This is a genomic window from Janthinobacterium sp. P210006, from assembly GCF_036231885.1.
GTDB lineage: Bacteria > Pseudomonadota > Gammaproteobacteria > Burkholderiales > Burkholderiaceae_D > Janthinobacterium > Janthinobacterium violaceinigrum.
This window is the reverse complement of sequence record NZ_JAZARD010000003.1, coordinates 337,057-352,122: the sequence shown is the minus strand read 5'-3', so window position 1 is coordinate 352,122 and position 15,066 is coordinate 337,057. Positions and strand designations below refer to the sequence as shown.

Genomic DNA, 15,066 nt, shown 5'->3' with positions numbered 1-15,066 from the left:
AACCATGAATAACCCGACACAATTTGCCCAGGGACGCGCGCTGGACGTGATCTGCCTGGGCCGCCTGGCGGTGGACCTGTATGCGCAGCAGATCGGCAGCCCGCTGGAAGACGCGACCAGCTTTGCCAAGTACCTGGGCGGCTCGTCGGCGAATATCGCCTTCGGCACGGCCCGTTTGGGCTTGAAGTCCGCCATGCTGTCGAAAGTGGGCGACGACCACATGGGCCGTTTTTTGACGGACACCTTGTCGAAAGAAGGCTGCGACGTCAGCCATGTGGGCATCGACCGCGACCGTTTGACGGCGTTGGTGATGCTGGGCATCAAGGATAAAAACACGTTCCCCCTGATTTTCTACCGCGACAATTGCGCCGACATGGCCATCGACCCGGCGTCGGTGGATGCGGCCTTCATTGCGTCGAGCAAGGCGCTGTTAATCACCGGCACGCACTTTTCCACGGCTGCCATGCACGCCGTCAGCATGCAAGCCTTGAAGCTGGCCCGTGCCAACAATGTGCGTACCGTGCTCGACATCGATTACCGGCCCGTGCTGTGGGGCTTGTCCGGCAAGGCCGACGGCGAAACGCGTTTCGTCTCGAACGACGGCGTGACGCGCCACCTGCAGGCGATCTTGCCGCAGTTCGACCTGATCGTCGGCACGGAAGAGGAATTCATGATTGCCGGCGGCGGCGCCGACATCATGGCATCCCTGCGCGCCGTGCGGGCCGCCACGCTGGCCACCCTGGTCGTCAAGCGGGGCCCGCTGGGCAGCGCCGTCATCGACAATGTGGTGCCGGCCAGCCTCGACGATGCATACAACTACCGGGGCGTGCGCGTGGAAGTGCTGAACGTGCTGGGTGCGGGCGACGCCTTCCTGTCGGGCTTCCTGAAAGGCTGGCTGCGGGGCGAGGATTACGAAGCGTGCTGCCGCTACGCAAATGGCTGCGGCGCCCTGGTCGTATCGCGCCACGGCTGCGCGCCGGCCATGCCGTCGCCCGTGGAACTCGACTATTTCCTGGCCAACGCGGCGAAGCTCACGCAACCGGACCAGGACGCCACCTTGTCCCGCCTGCACCGTACGACGGTGGCGCGCCCGCAGTGGGATGAACTGTGCGTGTTTGCCTTCGACCACCGCACGCAATTCTTCGAGCTGGCGCAACAGACGGGCGCATCCGAGTCGCGCATTGCAGCCTTGAAGCAGCTGATGGTGCAAGCCGTGGCGCAGACGGAAACGGCATTGAAACTGGCGGGCAAGACGGGCGTGCTGATCGATGGCCGCTACGGCGTCGATGCGCTCAACGATGCGACGGGGCGGGGCTGGTGGATAGGCCGTCCCGTGGAATTGCCGGGATCGAACCCGCTGCAATTCGACTGGGGCCGTTCCATCGGTTCGCACCTGCTCAGCTGGCCGAAGGAACACGTGATCAAATGCCTGGTGCAGCTGCACCCGGACGATGCCGTGGAAAACCGCCTGGAGCAGGAAGCGCAGATCAAGGCCCTGTACGACGCGGCGCAAGTGAGCGGTCACGAACTGTTGTTGGAAGTCATACCGTCGGATGCCTTGCCGAAGGGCCATGACACCGTCTTGCGCGCCGTCAAGCGCCTGTACAACCTGGGCATTTACCCTGAATGGTGGAAGCTGGAAAGCATGTCTGCCAAGCAATGGCAAGCGATCGATGCCCTCGTGCATGAGCGCGATCCGTATTGCCGTGGCGTCGTCTTGCTGGGCTTGAACGCGCCCATCGATGCGCTGGCCGCCAGTTTCGAACAGGCCAGTGCCAGCAGCACGTGCCGCGGCTTCATGGTGGGACGCACCATCTTCCAGGAACCGAGCCGCCGCTGGCTGGCCGGCGACATCGACGATGCGGGCCTGATCGCCGCCGTGCGCGCCAACTTCGAACAGTTGATTTCCCTGTGGCAGCGCACGCGCAACCGCCTGGAGCGTGCAGCATGAGCGCCACCACCATCCGTTTGACCATGGCGCAGGCGCTGGTCCGCTATCTGGCCGCCTTGCGCACGGAAGAGGGCGATGGGACCTTGGTTCCCCTGTTCGGCGGCGCCTTCGCCATCTTTGGCCACGGCAACGTGGCGGGCCTGGGCGAAGCGCTGTACCAATACAAGGAAGTCTTCCCCACGTTTCGGGCGCACAACGAGCAGGCGATGGCGCACGCTGCCATTGCGTATGCGAAAGCGCACATGCGCCGGCGCATGCTGGCCGTCACCAGTTCCATCGGTCCTGGCGCCACGAATTTGCTCACGGCGGCAGCCCTGGCCCACGTCAATCGCCTGCCCGTGCTCTTGCTGCCCGGCGACGTGTTCGTCTCGCGCGCACCGGACCCGGTGCTGCAGCAGCTGGAAGACGGCACGGACGGCAGCGTGTCGGTGAATGACGCGTTCAAGCCGCTGTCGCGTTACTTTGACCGCATCGTCTATCCGGAACAGTTGCTGACGGCCTTGCCGCGCGCCATTGCCGCCTTGACGGACCCGGCTGCCTGCGGCCCCGTCACCTTGTCGCTGCCGCAAGACGTGCAGACGATGGCGTATGACTACCCCGAGGAATTCTTCACGCCCCGCACCGTGCGTTTCCGCGCCGTGCCCCCCGTGGAGCAGGAGCTGGAAGAGGCGGCGCTGCTGTTGAAAAATGCCAGGCAGCCCCTGATCGTGGCCGGCGGCGGCGTGCTGTACGGCAAGGCCGGCGCCGCCTTGCAGGCGTTTGCTGAGCGCCACGGCATTCCCGTGGCGGAAACGCAGGCGGGCAAGAGCGCGCTGCCGTGGGACCATCCGCTGCAGCTGGGCGCCATCGGCGTGACGGGTTCGCCTGCCGCGAACAGCCTGGCGGCCGATGCGGACGTGGTGCTGGCCGTGGGCACGCGCTTGCAGGATTTCACGACGGGATCGAACTCGCTGTTTGCGCAGGCGCAACTGGTGAGCCTGAACGTCAACAGTTTTGACGCCCTGAAACGCCGTGGCCTCGGTGTGCAGGCGGACGCAACCCTCGGGCTGCAAGGTCTGTCCCGCCATCTGGGCAGCTGGAACAGCGCGGGCCAGTGGCTGGACCGCGCACAGCAGGCAGGCCACGCCTGGCGCGCGACGGTGGCTGCGATTACGGGCAAGCGCGAGGTGGCCGGCTTGCCGTATGACGGCGAAGTCATCGGCGCCGTGCAGCGCTCATCGAGCGACTCGACCACCCGCGACATCGTCGTCTGCGCGGCGGGCACCTTGCCGGCTGAACTGCACAAGCTGTGGCGCACCAGCACGCCCGGCGGCTATCACATGGAATACGGCTACTCGTGCATGGGCTATGAAATTGCGGGCGGCCTGGGCGTCAAGATGGCAAAACCGGATGCCGAGGTGATCGTCATGGTGGGCGATGGCAGCTATCTGATGATGAATTCGGAAATCGCCACCTCCGTCATGCTGGATAAAAAACTCATCATCGTGGTGCTCGACAACCGGGGCTACGGCTGCATCAACCGCCTGCAGCAGGCGTGCGGCAATGCGTCGTTCAACAATATGCTGCCCGACAGCGCACCGCGCATCGACTTCGCCCTGCATGCGCGGTCCCTGGGCGCCCTGAGCGAACATGCGGGGTCGATTGCCGAGCTGGACGATGCCATGCAGCGGGCCCGCGCCGCACCGCGCACATATCTGATCTGCATCAATACGGACGACATGCGCACGACGGAGGAGGGCGGTTGCTGGTGGGAAGTGGCCGTGCCCGAAGTCTCGACGCAAGCCGGCGTGCAAGCTGCGCGCGCCCGTTATGAACTTGACCGCCAAGGACAACAAAAATGACTACATGGAATGTGAAGATCGGCATCAACCCGATCTCGTGGATGAACGACGATTTGCCTAGCCTGGGCGGCGAGACGCCGCTGGAAACGGCCTTGAAAGAGGGCGCCGAGATCGGCTACGTGGGCTTTGAACTGGGTAACAAGTTTCCCAAGGACGCTCCCGCCCTGAACGCCGTGCTGGGCAAGTATGGCCTGGCGTGCGTTTCCGGCTGGTATTCGGGGCGCTTGGCGCACCGGTCCGTGGACGAGGAAATCGCTGCCGTGGGCCCCCATCTGCGGCTGCTGGCCGGCAGCGGCGCCACCGTCATGGTGTACGGCGAAGTGGCCGACGCCATCCAGGGCGAGCCGCGCCCCTTGTATAAACGCCCCCGCTTCCAGACGCAGCAGCAATGGCAGGAGTATGCGGACAAGCTGACGGCATTTGCGCAACACTTGCTGGACCACGGCGTGCGCCTGGCCTACCACCACCACATGGGCGCCTACGTGGAAACCCCCGCCGACGTGGACCAGTTGATGGCCTTGACGGGGCCGGAAGTGGGCTTGCTGTTCGACACGGGCCACATCACGTTTGCCGGCGGCGATGCGCTGGCCGTGCTGAACAGGCACATCGCCCGGATTTGCCACGTGCATTGCAAGGATGTGCGTCCCAACGTGGTGAAGCTGGCCCGCAATGGCCACTGGAGTTTTTTGCAGGCCGTCATCAATGGCGCGTTCAGCGTGCCCGGCGACGGCAGCATCGATTTCCCCGCCATCCTCACGCGCTTGTATCTGCATGGCTACGAAGGCTGGCTGGTGGTGGAGGCGGAGCAAGATCCGGCCGTCGCGCCCAGCTATGAATACGCGAAGATGGGCCACGATTACCTGGCCCGGCTGGTCGACGCCATTCCCCGCCTGGGCCGGGAGGCGGCATGAGCCCGCTGCTGGTCAAGGCCCGGCCTGGTTCGACCATCGTCGAGGTGACGCCGGCATCGGCCGGCTGGACGCACGTGGGCTTTGCCGCGCACCGGCTGGCGGCCGGCGAACAGTTGAACCTGGACACGGGCAGCCGCGAACTGTGCGTCGTCGTGCTGACGGGCACGGTCACCGTGCAGGCGGGCGGGCAGACCTGGGAAGCCATCGGCGGGCGCGCCAGCGTCTTCGAGGAGCGCTCGCCGTATGCCGTGTATGTGCCGCTGGAAACCGCAGTGCGCATCACGGCCGTGAGCGGCGCGGAAGTGGCGCTGTGCAGCGCGCCCGCCACGACCCGCCGTCCGGCGCGCCTGATCGACCCGCAGTCGATGACGCGCTCCGTGCGCGGCAAGGGCGCGAATACGCGCTATGTGTGCGACATCTTGCCACAAACGGCCGAGGCCGATGGTTTGCTGGTGGTGGAGGTGGTGACGCCGTCCGGCCATTCGTCCAGCTATCCGCCGCACAAGCATGACGACGACAATATTCCGACAGAAAGCTCGCTGGAAGAAACGTATTACCACCGCCTGAACCCGGAGCAGGGCTTTGCGTACCAACGCGTCTATACGGATGACCGTTCCATCGATGAAGCGATGGCCGTGGAAAACCACGACGTGGTGATGGTGCCGCGCGGCTACCACCCCGTCACCGTGCCGTATGGCTATGACGGCTATTACCTGAACGTGATGGCCGGCCCGAAACGCGTATGGCATTTTAAAAACGACCCGGCCCACGAGTGGCTGATGACGAAATAAACGAGGACAAGAAGATGACAACGCAACAGATCGGCCACTTTATCGGTGGCAACCCCATGGCCTCGTGTTCCGAGCGCACGAGCGACGTGTTCAATCCCGCCACGGGTGCCGTCACGGCCAAGGTGTCGCTGGCCACGCCGAGCGAGCTGAACGCGGCCGTGGCCGCCGCCCATGCGGCGTTTCCCGCCTGGTCGCAAACGTCGCCCTTGCGCCGCGCGCGGGTCATGTTCAAGTTCAAGGAATTGCTGGAAGAGCACTCGGACCAGTTGGCCGCCCTGATCACGGCCGAGCACGGCAAGGTGTTCACGGATGCCAAGGGGGAAGTGACGCGCGGCATCGAAGTGGTGGAGTTTGCCTGCGGCATCCCGCAAATGATGAAGGGCGAGTATTCGGAGCAGGTGGCCGGCGGCATCGACGCCTGGTCGATCCGCCAGGCGCTGGGCGTCTGCGTGGGCATCACGCCCTTCAACTTTCCCGTGATGGTGCCCATGTGGATGTTCCCGATGGCGATCGCCTGCGGCAATACCTTCGTGCTGAAACCGTCGGAGCGCGACCCGTCGGCCAGCCTGCTGCTGGCGCAGCTGTTGACGGATGCGGGCTTGCCGGACGGCGTCTTCAACGTGGTGCAGGGCGACAAGGAAGCCGTGGACGGGCTGTTGCATCACCCGGACGTGCGCGCCGTCAGCTTTGTCGGTTCCACGCCGATTGCCGAATACATCTACGCCACGGGCTGCGCCCAGGGCAAGCGCGTCCAAGCCTTGGGCGGCGCCAAGAACCACATGGTGGTCATGCCGGACGCGGATATCGCGCAGACGGTCGATGCGCTGATGGGCGCCGCCTTCGGTTCGGCGGGCGAGCGCTGCATGGCCATTTCCGTCGTGGTGGCGGTGGGCAATGTGGGCGATCAATTGGTCGAGGCGCTGGTGCCCCGCATCGCGGCCCTGAAGATCACGCAGGGCATGGACCTGTCGGCCGAGATGGGGCCTGTCGTCACGCAAGTGCACAAGGACAAGATCGCGGGCTACATCGCCACGGGCGTCAAGGAAGGCGCCAAGCTGGTCAGTGACGGGCGCGGCTTCGTCTTGCCCGGCCATGAACAGGGCTTTTTCCTCGGCGGCAGCCTGTTCGACCATGTGACGCCGGAGATGACGATCTATAAAGAGGAAATCTTCGGCCCCGTGCTGTGCATCGTGCGCGTGCCCGACTTTGCCACGGCGCTGGACCTCGTCAATGCGCATGAATACGGCAATGGCACGGCGATCTACACGCGCGACGGCAACACGGCGCGCGAATACACGCATCGCGTGCAAGTGGGGATGGTGGGCGTCAACGTGCCGATCCCCGTGCCGATGGCGTTCCACAGCTTCGGCGGCTGGAAGCGCAGCCTGTTTGGCGACCACCATGCGCATGGCCCGGAATCGGTGCGCTTCTACACGAAGCAGAAGGCCGTCACGCAGCGCTGGCCCGCATCGACGGCGGCGGGCGCCGAGTTTGCCATGCCGACCCTGAAGTAAGACTCCGCCGCAAAACCGGCTGGTTCGCTTCTTGCTTACTGTAATGGCTAATTGTTTAGCCATTGCAGATCGCTCCCATGACGTCCAGCCGTACCCAGCCAGCGCCAGACCGCCCCCTGCGCATTGTCGTCGTCAATACCATCGTCGAGCACGGCGTGCACGCGGATGCGGCGCTGGCTGCCCAAGTGCAGCGCGGCAATGCCTTGCGCATCGGCTTGCTGGAATCGGGCTTCGACATCGTCGCCTCGCTGCCAGCCGACCTCTACCTTCCCGAGCGCATCGCGCAACTGCAGCCTGACCTCATCATCATCGACGCGGAATCTGACGCGCGCGACGTGCTCGAACACATCGTCATCGCCACGCGCGACGAGCGCCGCCCCATCGTGCTGTTTACGGAAGACGGCGCCACGGCCAGCATCGACGCTGCCATGGCGGCCGGCGTGTCCGCCTACATCGTGGCCGGCTTGCAAGCCGAACGCATTCAACCCGTGCTGAACGTGGCGCTGGCGCGTTTTCGTCAGGAAGAAAAATTGCGCGCCGAATTGCTCGACACGCGGCACAAATTGCTCGAACGCAAGGTGATCGAGCGGGCCAAGGGCTTGTTGATGACGCATCACGGCTTGACGGAAGAGCAGGCTTACCAGCGCTTGCGCAGCATGGCCATGAACAAGAAATTGAAACTGGCCGAGATCGCCCAGCGCATCCTCGACGTGGAGGACTTGCTGGGATGACGCATTCATTTCCTGACACATGCTGGTGCAGCGCACCATCGCGGTGCATTTCCAGCCGTCCGGCACAAGGTGGGCACAGGCACGGTCCTTGCTGCTGGACGGGGGGAACCTTGCCCATGGCGGCGCGGAAAAACAGTATTTATCAGCAAGGAATGGTATGACAGAGCAAGCGGACAAGCAGGAACAATATGGCGCCCAGGCGATGCGCACCCTGCAGCCGGAAAAACAGACGATACGCATCGGCTACCTGCCGCTCAGCGATTGCGCCTCGCTGATCATGGCCGCGGAACTGGGTTTCGATGAACGGCACGGCATCAAGATCGAACTGAGCCGGGAGATGTCGTGGGCCGGCGTGCGCGACAAATTGCACAATGGCGAACTCGATGCGGCCCACGTGCTGTACGGTCTCGTGTATGGCGTGCAGATGGGCGTCGGCGGGCAACAGCACGACATGGCCGTGCTGATGAACCTCAACCGCAGCGGCCAGGCCGTCACCGTGTCGGCGGCGCTGGCGCGCGAGGGCGCCCACGATGGTCCCACTCTGGCGCGGCACATGCGCGCCGCGGCGCGGCCGTTTGCGTTTGCACATACTTTTCCGACCGGCAACCATGCGATGCTGCTGCAATACTGGCTGGCCGCGCATGGCATCGATCCGCTGCGCGACGCGCGCGTGATGACGGTGCCGCCGTCGCAGATGGTGGCGGCCTTGCGCGCGGGCCAGATGGATGGCTTTTGCGCGGGCGAACCGTGGGGCTACAAGGCCATCGTCGATGGCGTGGGCGTGACGGCCACCACCAGCGGCGCCATCTGGCCCGACCATCCGGGCAAGGTGCTGGGCACCAGCGCCGCGTTTGCGCGCCAGCATCCGAACAGCTGCCGCGCCCTGATCGCCGCCGTGCTCGAGGCGGGGCGCTGGATCGACGCCAGCGACGCCAACCGGCTGGCCATGGCGGCCACCGTGGCCGCGCCGGCCTATCTGAATACGCCGCAGGAAATGCTGGCGCCGCGTATGCTCGGCCATTACCAGGATGGCCTGGGCAAGACCTGGGACGAGGCGCAGCGCCTGCAGTTCTACCAGGACGGCGCCGTGAATTTTCCGTATCTGTCCGACGGCATGTGGTTCATGACCCAGCACCGGCGCTGGGGCTTGCTGCGCGACGAACCCGATTACCTGGCCGTGGCCCGGCAAGTCAGCCGCATCGACCTGTACCGCCAGGCGGCGGAAATGACGGGCACGCCCTTGCCCGCGTCGCCGATGCGCAGGTCGATCCTGTGCGACGGCGTGGTGTGGGACGGCAGCGCGCCGGAAGCGTATGCGGCGTCGTTTGCCATCGGCCACTTTTTTTAATGGGAGAGTTCATCATGGCGCAACTTGGAAGCGTGACGCTGGTGGGCGCAGGTCCCGGCGACCCGGACCTGCTCACAATAAAGGCCGTAAACGCCATCGCGCGGGCCGATGTGGTGCTGATCGACGACCTCGTCAACCCGGCCATGCTGGCCCATGCGGCGCCTGGCGTGCGCGTGGTCGAAGTGGGCAAGCGGGGCGGCTGCGCTTCCACGCCGCAAGCCTTCATCGAACGCCTGATGCTGGCCGAAGCCCGCGCCGGCCTGCACGTGGTGCGGCTGAAAGGGGGCGACCCCTATCTGTTCGGACGGGGCGGCGAGGAGCGCGCCTATCTGCGCAGCCACGGCGTGGCCGTCGAGGTGATACCCGGCATCAGCAGCGGCCTGGCCGCGCCGGCTGGCATCGGCGTACCGCTCACGCACCGGGCCTGGAGCCAGGGCGCCATCTTCGTCACGGGGCACGGCAAGGACAGCGCCTCTGAACCGAACTGGGCAGCACTGGCGCAGAGCAAGCTCACCCTCGTCATCTACATGGGCGTGGCCCGGGTGGCGGCCATCCAGGCGGGCTTGCTGGCCGGCGGCATGGCGCCCGGCACGCCCGTGGCCGTGGTGCAGTCGGCCAGCTTGCCGGCGCAGCGCCAGTTGCTGAGCACTTTACAGGCCTTGCCCGCCGACTTGCTGGCCAGCGGCCTGGGCAGTCCCAGCATCATCGTCGTGGGGGACGTGGTGCGCTGCGCCGACGCCTGGGATGACCATGGCGCGGGGGCGCAGCGGTCCGTTTCCGCTTGAGCTCAGCGGATCGGCAGGGCCACGGGACGGATGGGTGCCGCGTCGCCGCCGCGGAATTTCAGCGAGGCGCCGATGAAGGCAAACTGGTACACCTTGTCGCGCGACAGCGCTTCGAGGTCGACCAGTTCCAGGATGGGCGTGCCCTGCTGCGCCAGCAGATAGGTGTGCACGGGCAGGTAATTGCCCGCCACTTCGGATGGAAACGCCTCGAAACTGAGGTTGTCCGCGCCCACCACCATGGCGCCGCCGTCTTCCACGAGGAATTTCGCCGCATCGAGCGACAGGCCGGGCGGATTCGCCATGTACGCTTGCGCCTGCTCATAGTGCTGCATGCGGCCCGTGCGTATCAGCACCACGTCGCCCTTTTCCAGCGTCACCTTCTGTTGCGCCAGCGCGGCGCGCAAATCCTGCCGCGTGACCCGGTAGTTGTCGGGCAGTTGCGATAAACCCTTGGCCACGGCCACGTCGATCAGCACGCCGCGCGCCACGATGGGCGGCAGCTTTTCCGCGCCCGTCACCGTCCAGCCCCGGTCGCCCAGGTAGCGCTCTTCCGTAAAACCGTTCCAGATCTTGCCGTTCAGGCCGAAATGGTTGAGCGCGTCGATATGCGTGCCCATGTGCGCATACATGGACACGGCCGAGCCCGTGTAACTGACGTGGCGGTTCATGGTTTCGCCCACGTGCATGGAATCGGCCACCACATTGCCCTTGGGCGTGTGCGTCATCCACATCTGGTAGGGCGGATCGCCTGCCGCCTGCCAGCTAGGCATGCCGACATAGAAATCGACGGCCAGGTCGTAGCTCTTGCCGCCGTCGATGCGGGCCAGGATGGCGGCGCGCGAGGCTGGCGTCATCAGGTTCAGGCGGCCGATTTCATCTTGCGGGCCCCAGGGGCTGATGCCCACGTCGGGCAGGGCGGCAGCGGGCGCGGCGGCCTGCGCCGTACTTGCCAGCAGGGCCAGCAGCAGGGCGCTCAGGGCGGTCGATGGTGTGAACATGGGGTGCTCCTTGTGTCAGGTGAAGAAAGAAGCCGCCATCATATTATTTTTTATTTGTATGATAATCAGCGATAAAATAATAAGATATTCAACTGCAAGGAAAGAATCATGGATGTCCTGGCGCACATGCGCGTGTTTCGCAAGGTGGTCGAGCGCGACAGCTTCAGCAAGGCGGCGCAGGACCTGAACCAGTCGGCGGCCGCCATCAGCAAGCAGGTGCGCCAGCTCGAGGAACGGCTGGGCACCGTGCTGCTGGTGCGCACCACGCGGCGCATGAGCCTGTCGGACGGCGGCCGTGCCTACTATCTTGAATGCTGCCGCCTGCTCGACGAGGTCGACGCGCTGGAACTGGCCACGCGCGGCTGCGCGGGCAAGGTGGCGGGGCGGCTGCGCGTGAATGCGCCGCTGTCGTTCGGCTTGAAAGTGCTGTCGCCGCTGCTGCCCGTCTTCATGGCCCGCTACCCGGACGTCAGGATCGAGATGACCCTGGACGACCGCCTGCGCGACGTGGTGGGCGAGGGGTATGACGTGTCGCTGCGCATCCGCGCCGCGCTGGCCGATTCGACCCTGGTGGCGCGCCGCCTGGGCGACGTCGAACAGATGATCTGCGCGGCGCCCGCCTACCTGGCGCGGCGCGGCACGCCCCGGCTGGCGCAGGACCTGCACGGCCACGATTGCCTGGCCTACCGCCTGGCCGACAGTCCCGGCGTCTGGCAGCTGGACGGCCCGGAAGGGGCGAGCAGCATCGTCCTGCCCGTGCGTTTTTCCGCCGACAGCAGCCTGCTGCTGGCCGATATGCTGGTGGCGGGCATCGGCGTGGGCGCGCTGCCGTCCTTCGTCGCCGTGCCCCTGCTGGCCAGCGGCGCCCTGGTGCGCGTGCTGCCATCGCACGGCATGGCCAGGCGCGGCGTGTATGCCTTGACGCCCGATGGGCGCCATGTGCAGGAAAAAGTGCGCGCCTTCTGCGACTTCCTGGCGGAGGCGCTGCAGCCCGCATAGGCGCCAGGTGTTTTCCAGGGCAACCATCACGCGTGCTTTTTTTCATGCACGGATGCGTCGCGCAGGGGCTTTGATAGTATCCTCGTACTTGCTGGGCGGCGGGGCGCCGCACATTTGAGGAACCGGAATAAGCGATCGACAATGCACACTTTGAGCAAGGGCGGGACGGCAGCGGGTAGCAGGATCTGGGCGGGCGGGCTGCTGCTGGCATTGGCGGTGGGCGGCGCCCTGTATGCGGGCGCAGCGCGCACGGTCAACGACGATGCCGAACAGCGTTTCGACAATCTCACGCATGGCGCCCAGCATAGCTTGGTCACGCGCGTGAAAAGCTATTCCGACCTGCTGCGCGGGCTCGAAGCCCTGTTCCGCACCAGCGACCAGCTGACGCGCCGCCAGTTCCACGACTACGTGGCCGGCCTCGACATCGCGCGCCAGTTCCCTGCCATCGAATCGGTCAACTACGCGGTGGCCGTCCCGTCGGCGCAGCGCGCCGCCTTCATCGAGGCCGTGCGCAAGGACACCAGCCTGACCCCGCGCGGCTATCCCGATTTCACCATCCGTCCTCCCGGCGAGCGGCCGGAATACGCGGTGCTCACCTACCTGGAGCCCGATTCCCTGCTGGCCGAACGCATGGGCGTCGACATCGGCGCCAGCCCGCTGGTGGCGCAGGCCCTGGCGCAGGCGCGCGACAGCGGCGAAGTCAGCGCGTCGGGACAGGTCATCATGATCAAGGGGCCGCCCGCGCATGTGGGCCTGGGCATGCGCCTGCCCGTGTACCGCAACGGCATGCCGCAAGGCAGCGTGGACGAGCGCCGGGCCGCCTATCAGGGCTCCGTGGGCATCGGCTTCGGCGTGGCGCAGCTCGTGCACAGCGCGCTCGAACGCAGCGCCCTGGAACCGCTGCACCTGACCCTGTACAGCGCGGCCGACCCCTTGCCGGCCAGCGGGGTCCTGTCCATCACGCCGCGCGACCGCCTGCTGTTCAACGATGATGGCGACCTGGCGGCGGTGCCGCCGCAGCCGGGCAGCGATGCCGCCTATTTCGACCAGGTACTGCCCGTGGCGTACCAGGGCGGCGTCTGGAAAGCCCATTTCCGCGTGCGCAAGACGGAGCTGTACAGCGGTTTCGACCGCTATTTCCCGTGGCTGGCGCTGGCCGTCGGCGTGGCCGGCACCCTGCTCGGTTATGGCTATATCTTTACCCTGTACCGTTCGCGCCGCAATGCGGTGGCGCAGCGCACCCTGCTCGATACGGTGCTCGACAGCGTCGACGCCTACGTCTACATGAAGGATGCCGACCTGCGCTACCGCTACGTGAATGCGCGCACGGCGAAGATCCTGGGCCGCTCGGCGGAGCAGCTGATCGGCCGCCAGGATGGCGAGTTGATGCTCGGCGATGCGGCGGCGTCGGTGCAGCTGACGGAACGCCAGGTCTTCGACAGCGGCAGCAAGTTCGTCGGCGAAGAGCGCTTCGTCGATGCGCAGGGCCAGGTGCACCACCTGTGGAGCGTGAAGGTGCCGCTGGGCTTGCCCGGTCCCGTCACGGGGCTCATCGGCCTGTCCACCGACGTGACGGAACTGCACCGCCTGAAAGAGCAGGCCGACGCGGCCAGCCAGGCCAAGAGCGACTTCCTGTCGAACATGAGCCATGAAATCCGCACGCCGATGAACAGCATCATCGGCATGGCGCACCTGGCGCTGAAATCGGTGGCCGATGCGCGCCAGCGCGATTATCTGCAAAAAATCTTCCATTCGGGCCAGCATCTGCTGGGTCTGATCAACGATATCCTCGATTTTTCCAAGATCGAGGCGGGCAAGCTGGAACTGGAAGTGCTGGACTTCCGGCTCGACACCCTGCTGGCGAACATCGCCAGCCAGCTCGGGGATGCGGCCGCCGTCAAGGGGCTGGCGCTGCAGTTCGATATCGCGCCCGAGCTGCCGCAGCGCTGGCGCGGCGACCCGCTGCGCCTGGAGCAGGTCTTGCTGAACCTGGCCAGCAACGCCATCAAGTTTTCCGACAACGGCAGCATCTTCGTGCGCGTGCGCCAGTCCGAGGAGCGCGGCAGCCACGGCATGCTGCGCTTCGAGGTGCAGGACCGGGGCATCGGCATGAAGCAGGAAGAGGTGGCGCAGCTGTTCCGCTCCTTCCACCAGGCCGACCCGTCGACCACGCGCAAGTATGGCGGCAGCGGCCTGGGGCTGGTGATCAGCAAGCAGCTGGTTGAACTCATGGGCGGCAAGGTGGGCGTGTACAGCCAGCCGGGCCTGGGCAGCACCTTCTGGTTCACGGCGCGCCTGGAAAAAAGCGCGCAGGCGGGCGACGAACGCATCGCCGAAGTGGAACCGGAAGTGCTGGGCGTGATCCGCGGCGCCTCCATCCTGCTGGTGGAAGATAACGTCTTCAGCCAGCAGGTGGGCTGCGAATTGCTGGAAGACGCAGGCGCCACCGTCTGCGTGGCCTGCAATGGCCGCGAGGCGCTGGAATTGCTGGCCCACCAGCGCTACGATTGCGTGCTGATGGACGTGCAGATGCCGGAGATGGACGGCTTCGAGGCGACGCGCCGCATCCGCGCCGACCCGCAGCTCAGCGGCCTGCTGGTGATCGCCATGACGGCCAATGCGGGCAGCGAAGACCGCGCCCGCTGTCTGGCGGCAGGCATGGATGAATTCCTGACCAAGCCGATCGCGCCCAATCTGCTGTTCCACCTGCTGGCAAAATGGTTCCGCCTGCGGGGCGGCATCGGCAGCGTGGGCCGCGCGCGCCCGGGCGACAGGCTGGTGGCGGCGCCGAAAGCGGCGCCGTCGGATGCCGCGCTGGAGCTGCGCGACACGGCCATCCTCGACCTGGCCACCCTGGCGCTCACGTTCAGCAACGACACCGTGAAGATGCGCAAATATACCCAGCTGTTCCTGGACACGGCGCGCGACGGCATCGCCGAAATGGAGCAGGCCATGGCGCTGGAAGACCTGGGACGCCTGGCGGACCTGGGACACCGCAGCAAATCGTCGGCGCTGGCAGTGGGCGCGCATGCGTTTGCAGGCCTGTGCACGTCGATCGAGGGTTTGCGCCGGGGCGGCGATCTGCAGCAGGCGCGCGTCCTGCTGGCGGCGCTGGCCCCCGCGCTGGCGCAGGTGGCAGAACAAATTTCGCTGGAATTTGCCGCCAGCGACGCCCCCTGACGCAGGCAGCGGCGATA

Annotated in this window: 11 protein-coding genes; 10 read left to right on the top strand and 1 reads right to left on the bottom strand. The window is 65.9% G+C overall.

What is annotated here, in order from left to right; translation table 11 throughout:
• The first annotated feature begins 4 nt into the window (after positions 1–4).
• The 8 genes from VPH41_RS15575 to cobA all read left to right on the top strand — a co-directional run bounded on the left by VPH41_RS15575 (position 5) and on the right by cobA (position 9,872).
• Complete coding sequence (locus VPH41_RS15575; protein ID WP_328570703.1) at positions 5–1,951, top strand: bifunctional 5-dehydro-2-deoxygluconokinase/5-dehydro-2-deoxyphosphogluconate aldolase; 1,947 nt, start codon at positions 5–7, stop codon at positions 1,949–1,951.
• Positions 1,948–3,792: a 3D-(3,5/4)-trihydroxycyclohexane-1,2-dione acylhydrolase (decyclizing) gene (gene iolD / locus VPH41_RS15570; RefSeq protein WP_328570702.1), complete on the top strand. Its 1,845-nt coding sequence runs from the start codon at positions 1,948–1,950 to the stop codon at positions 3,790–3,792. Before VPH41_RS15575 ends, iolD begins: the two co-directional genes overlap by 4 nt.
• Positions 3,789–4,703 (top strand): myo-inosose-2 dehydratase, encoded by a 915-nt coding sequence (gene iolE / locus VPH41_RS15565; protein ID WP_328570701.1) that lies wholly within the window; start codon positions 3,789–3,791, stop codon positions 4,701–4,703. The genes iolD and iolE overlap by 4 nt, the downstream gene beginning before the upstream one ends.
• Entirely contained in the window at positions 4,700–5,494 is a 795-nt protein-coding gene (gene iolB / locus VPH41_RS15560) for a 5-deoxy-glucuronate isomerase (protein WP_328570700.1), read from the top strand. The genes iolE and iolB overlap by 4 nt, the downstream gene beginning before the upstream one ends.
• A gap of 14 nt (positions 5,495–5,508) precedes the next feature.
• The gene (locus tag VPH41_RS15555; RefSeq protein WP_328570699.1) at positions 5,509–7,008 is read left to right on the top strand and encodes a CoA-acylating methylmalonate-semialdehyde dehydrogenase; all 1,500 of its coding nucleotides are present in this window, start codon (positions 5,509–5,511) and stop codon (positions 7,006–7,008) included.
• 77 nt (positions 7,009–7,085) lie between these two features.
• The gene (locus tag VPH41_RS15550) at positions 7,086–7,739 is read left to right on the top strand and encodes an ANTAR domain-containing response regulator (RefSeq protein WP_328570698.1); all 654 of its coding nucleotides are present in this window, start codon (positions 7,086–7,088) and stop codon (positions 7,737–7,739) included.
• A 157-nt stretch (positions 7,740–7,896) separates the two neighbouring features.
• Positions 7,897–9,087 (top strand): CmpA/NrtA family ABC transporter substrate-binding protein, encoded by a 1,191-nt coding sequence (locus VPH41_RS15545; RefSeq protein WP_328570697.1) that lies wholly within the window; start codon positions 7,897–7,899, stop codon positions 9,085–9,087.
• Between the two features lie 14 nt (positions 9,088–9,101).
• Positions 9,102–9,872: a uroporphyrinogen-III C-methyltransferase gene (gene cobA / locus VPH41_RS15540; protein ID WP_328570696.1), complete on the top strand. Its 771-nt coding sequence runs from the start codon at positions 9,102–9,104 to the stop codon at positions 9,870–9,872.
• A gap of 2 nt (positions 9,873–9,874) precedes the next feature.
• Here the strand turns inward: cobA and VPH41_RS15535 are convergent, their stop codons facing one another.
• Positions 9,875–10,870: a cyclase family protein gene (locus VPH41_RS15535; protein ID WP_328570695.1), complete on the bottom strand. Its 996-nt coding sequence runs from the start codon at positions 10,868–10,870 to the stop codon at positions 9,875–9,877.
• Positions 10,871–10,978: 108 nt separating this feature from the next.
• Here VPH41_RS15535 and VPH41_RS15530 point away from each other — a divergent pair, with 108 nt between their 5' ends.
• Together VPH41_RS15530 and VPH41_RS15525 are read left to right on the top strand one after the other, a co-directional pair.
• Complete coding sequence (locus VPH41_RS15530) at positions 10,979–11,869, top strand: LysR family transcriptional regulator (protein ID WP_328570694.1); 891 nt, start codon at positions 10,979–10,981, stop codon at positions 11,867–11,869.
• 141 nt (positions 11,870–12,010) lie between these two features.
• On the top strand, positions 12,011–15,049 hold the full coding sequence (locus tag VPH41_RS15525) for a CHASE domain-containing protein (protein WP_328570693.1): 3,039 nt from the start codon (positions 12,011–12,013) through the stop codon (positions 15,047–15,049).
• The last annotated feature ends 17 nt before the right edge of the window (positions 15,050–15,066 follow it).

Bases quoted from the DNA above. Each gene is read 5' to 3' on its own strand.
- VPH41_RS15575 (WP_328570703.1), top strand. From the start codon at position 5: ATGAATAACCCGACACAATTTGCCCAGGGACGCGCGCTGGACGTGATC.
- iolD (WP_328570702.1), top strand. From the start codon at position 1,948: ATGAGCGCCACCACCATCCGTTTGACCATGGCGCAGGCGCTGGTCCGC.
- iolE (WP_328570701.1), top strand. From the start codon at position 3,789: ATGACTACATGGAATGTGAAGATCGGCATCAACCCGATCTCGTGGATG.
- iolB (WP_328570700.1), top strand. From the start codon at position 4,700: ATGAGCCCGCTGCTGGTCAAGGCCCGGCCTGGTTCGACCATCGTCGAG.
- VPH41_RS15555 (WP_328570699.1), top strand. From the start codon at position 5,509: ATGACAACGCAACAGATCGGCCACTTTATCGGTGGCAACCCCATGGCC.
- VPH41_RS15550 (WP_328570698.1), top strand. From the start codon at position 7,086: ATGACGTCCAGCCGTACCCAGCCAGCGCCAGACCGCCCCCTGCGCATT.
- VPH41_RS15545 (WP_328570697.1), top strand. From the start codon at position 7,897: ATGACAGAGCAAGCGGACAAGCAGGAACAATATGGCGCCCAGGCGATG.
- cobA (WP_328570696.1), top strand. From the start codon at position 9,102: ATGGCGCAACTTGGAAGCGTGACGCTGGTGGGCGCAGGTCCCGGCGAC.
- VPH41_RS15535 (WP_328570695.1), bottom strand. From the start codon at position 10,870: ATGTTCACACCATCGACCGCCCTGAGCGCCCTGCTGCTGGCCCTGCTG.
- VPH41_RS15530 (WP_328570694.1), top strand. From the start codon at position 10,979: ATGGATGTCCTGGCGCACATGCGCGTGTTTCGCAAGGTGGTCGAGCGC.
- VPH41_RS15525 (WP_328570693.1), top strand. From the start codon at position 12,011: ATGCACACTTTGAGCAAGGGCGGGACGGCAGCGGGTAGCAGGATCTGG.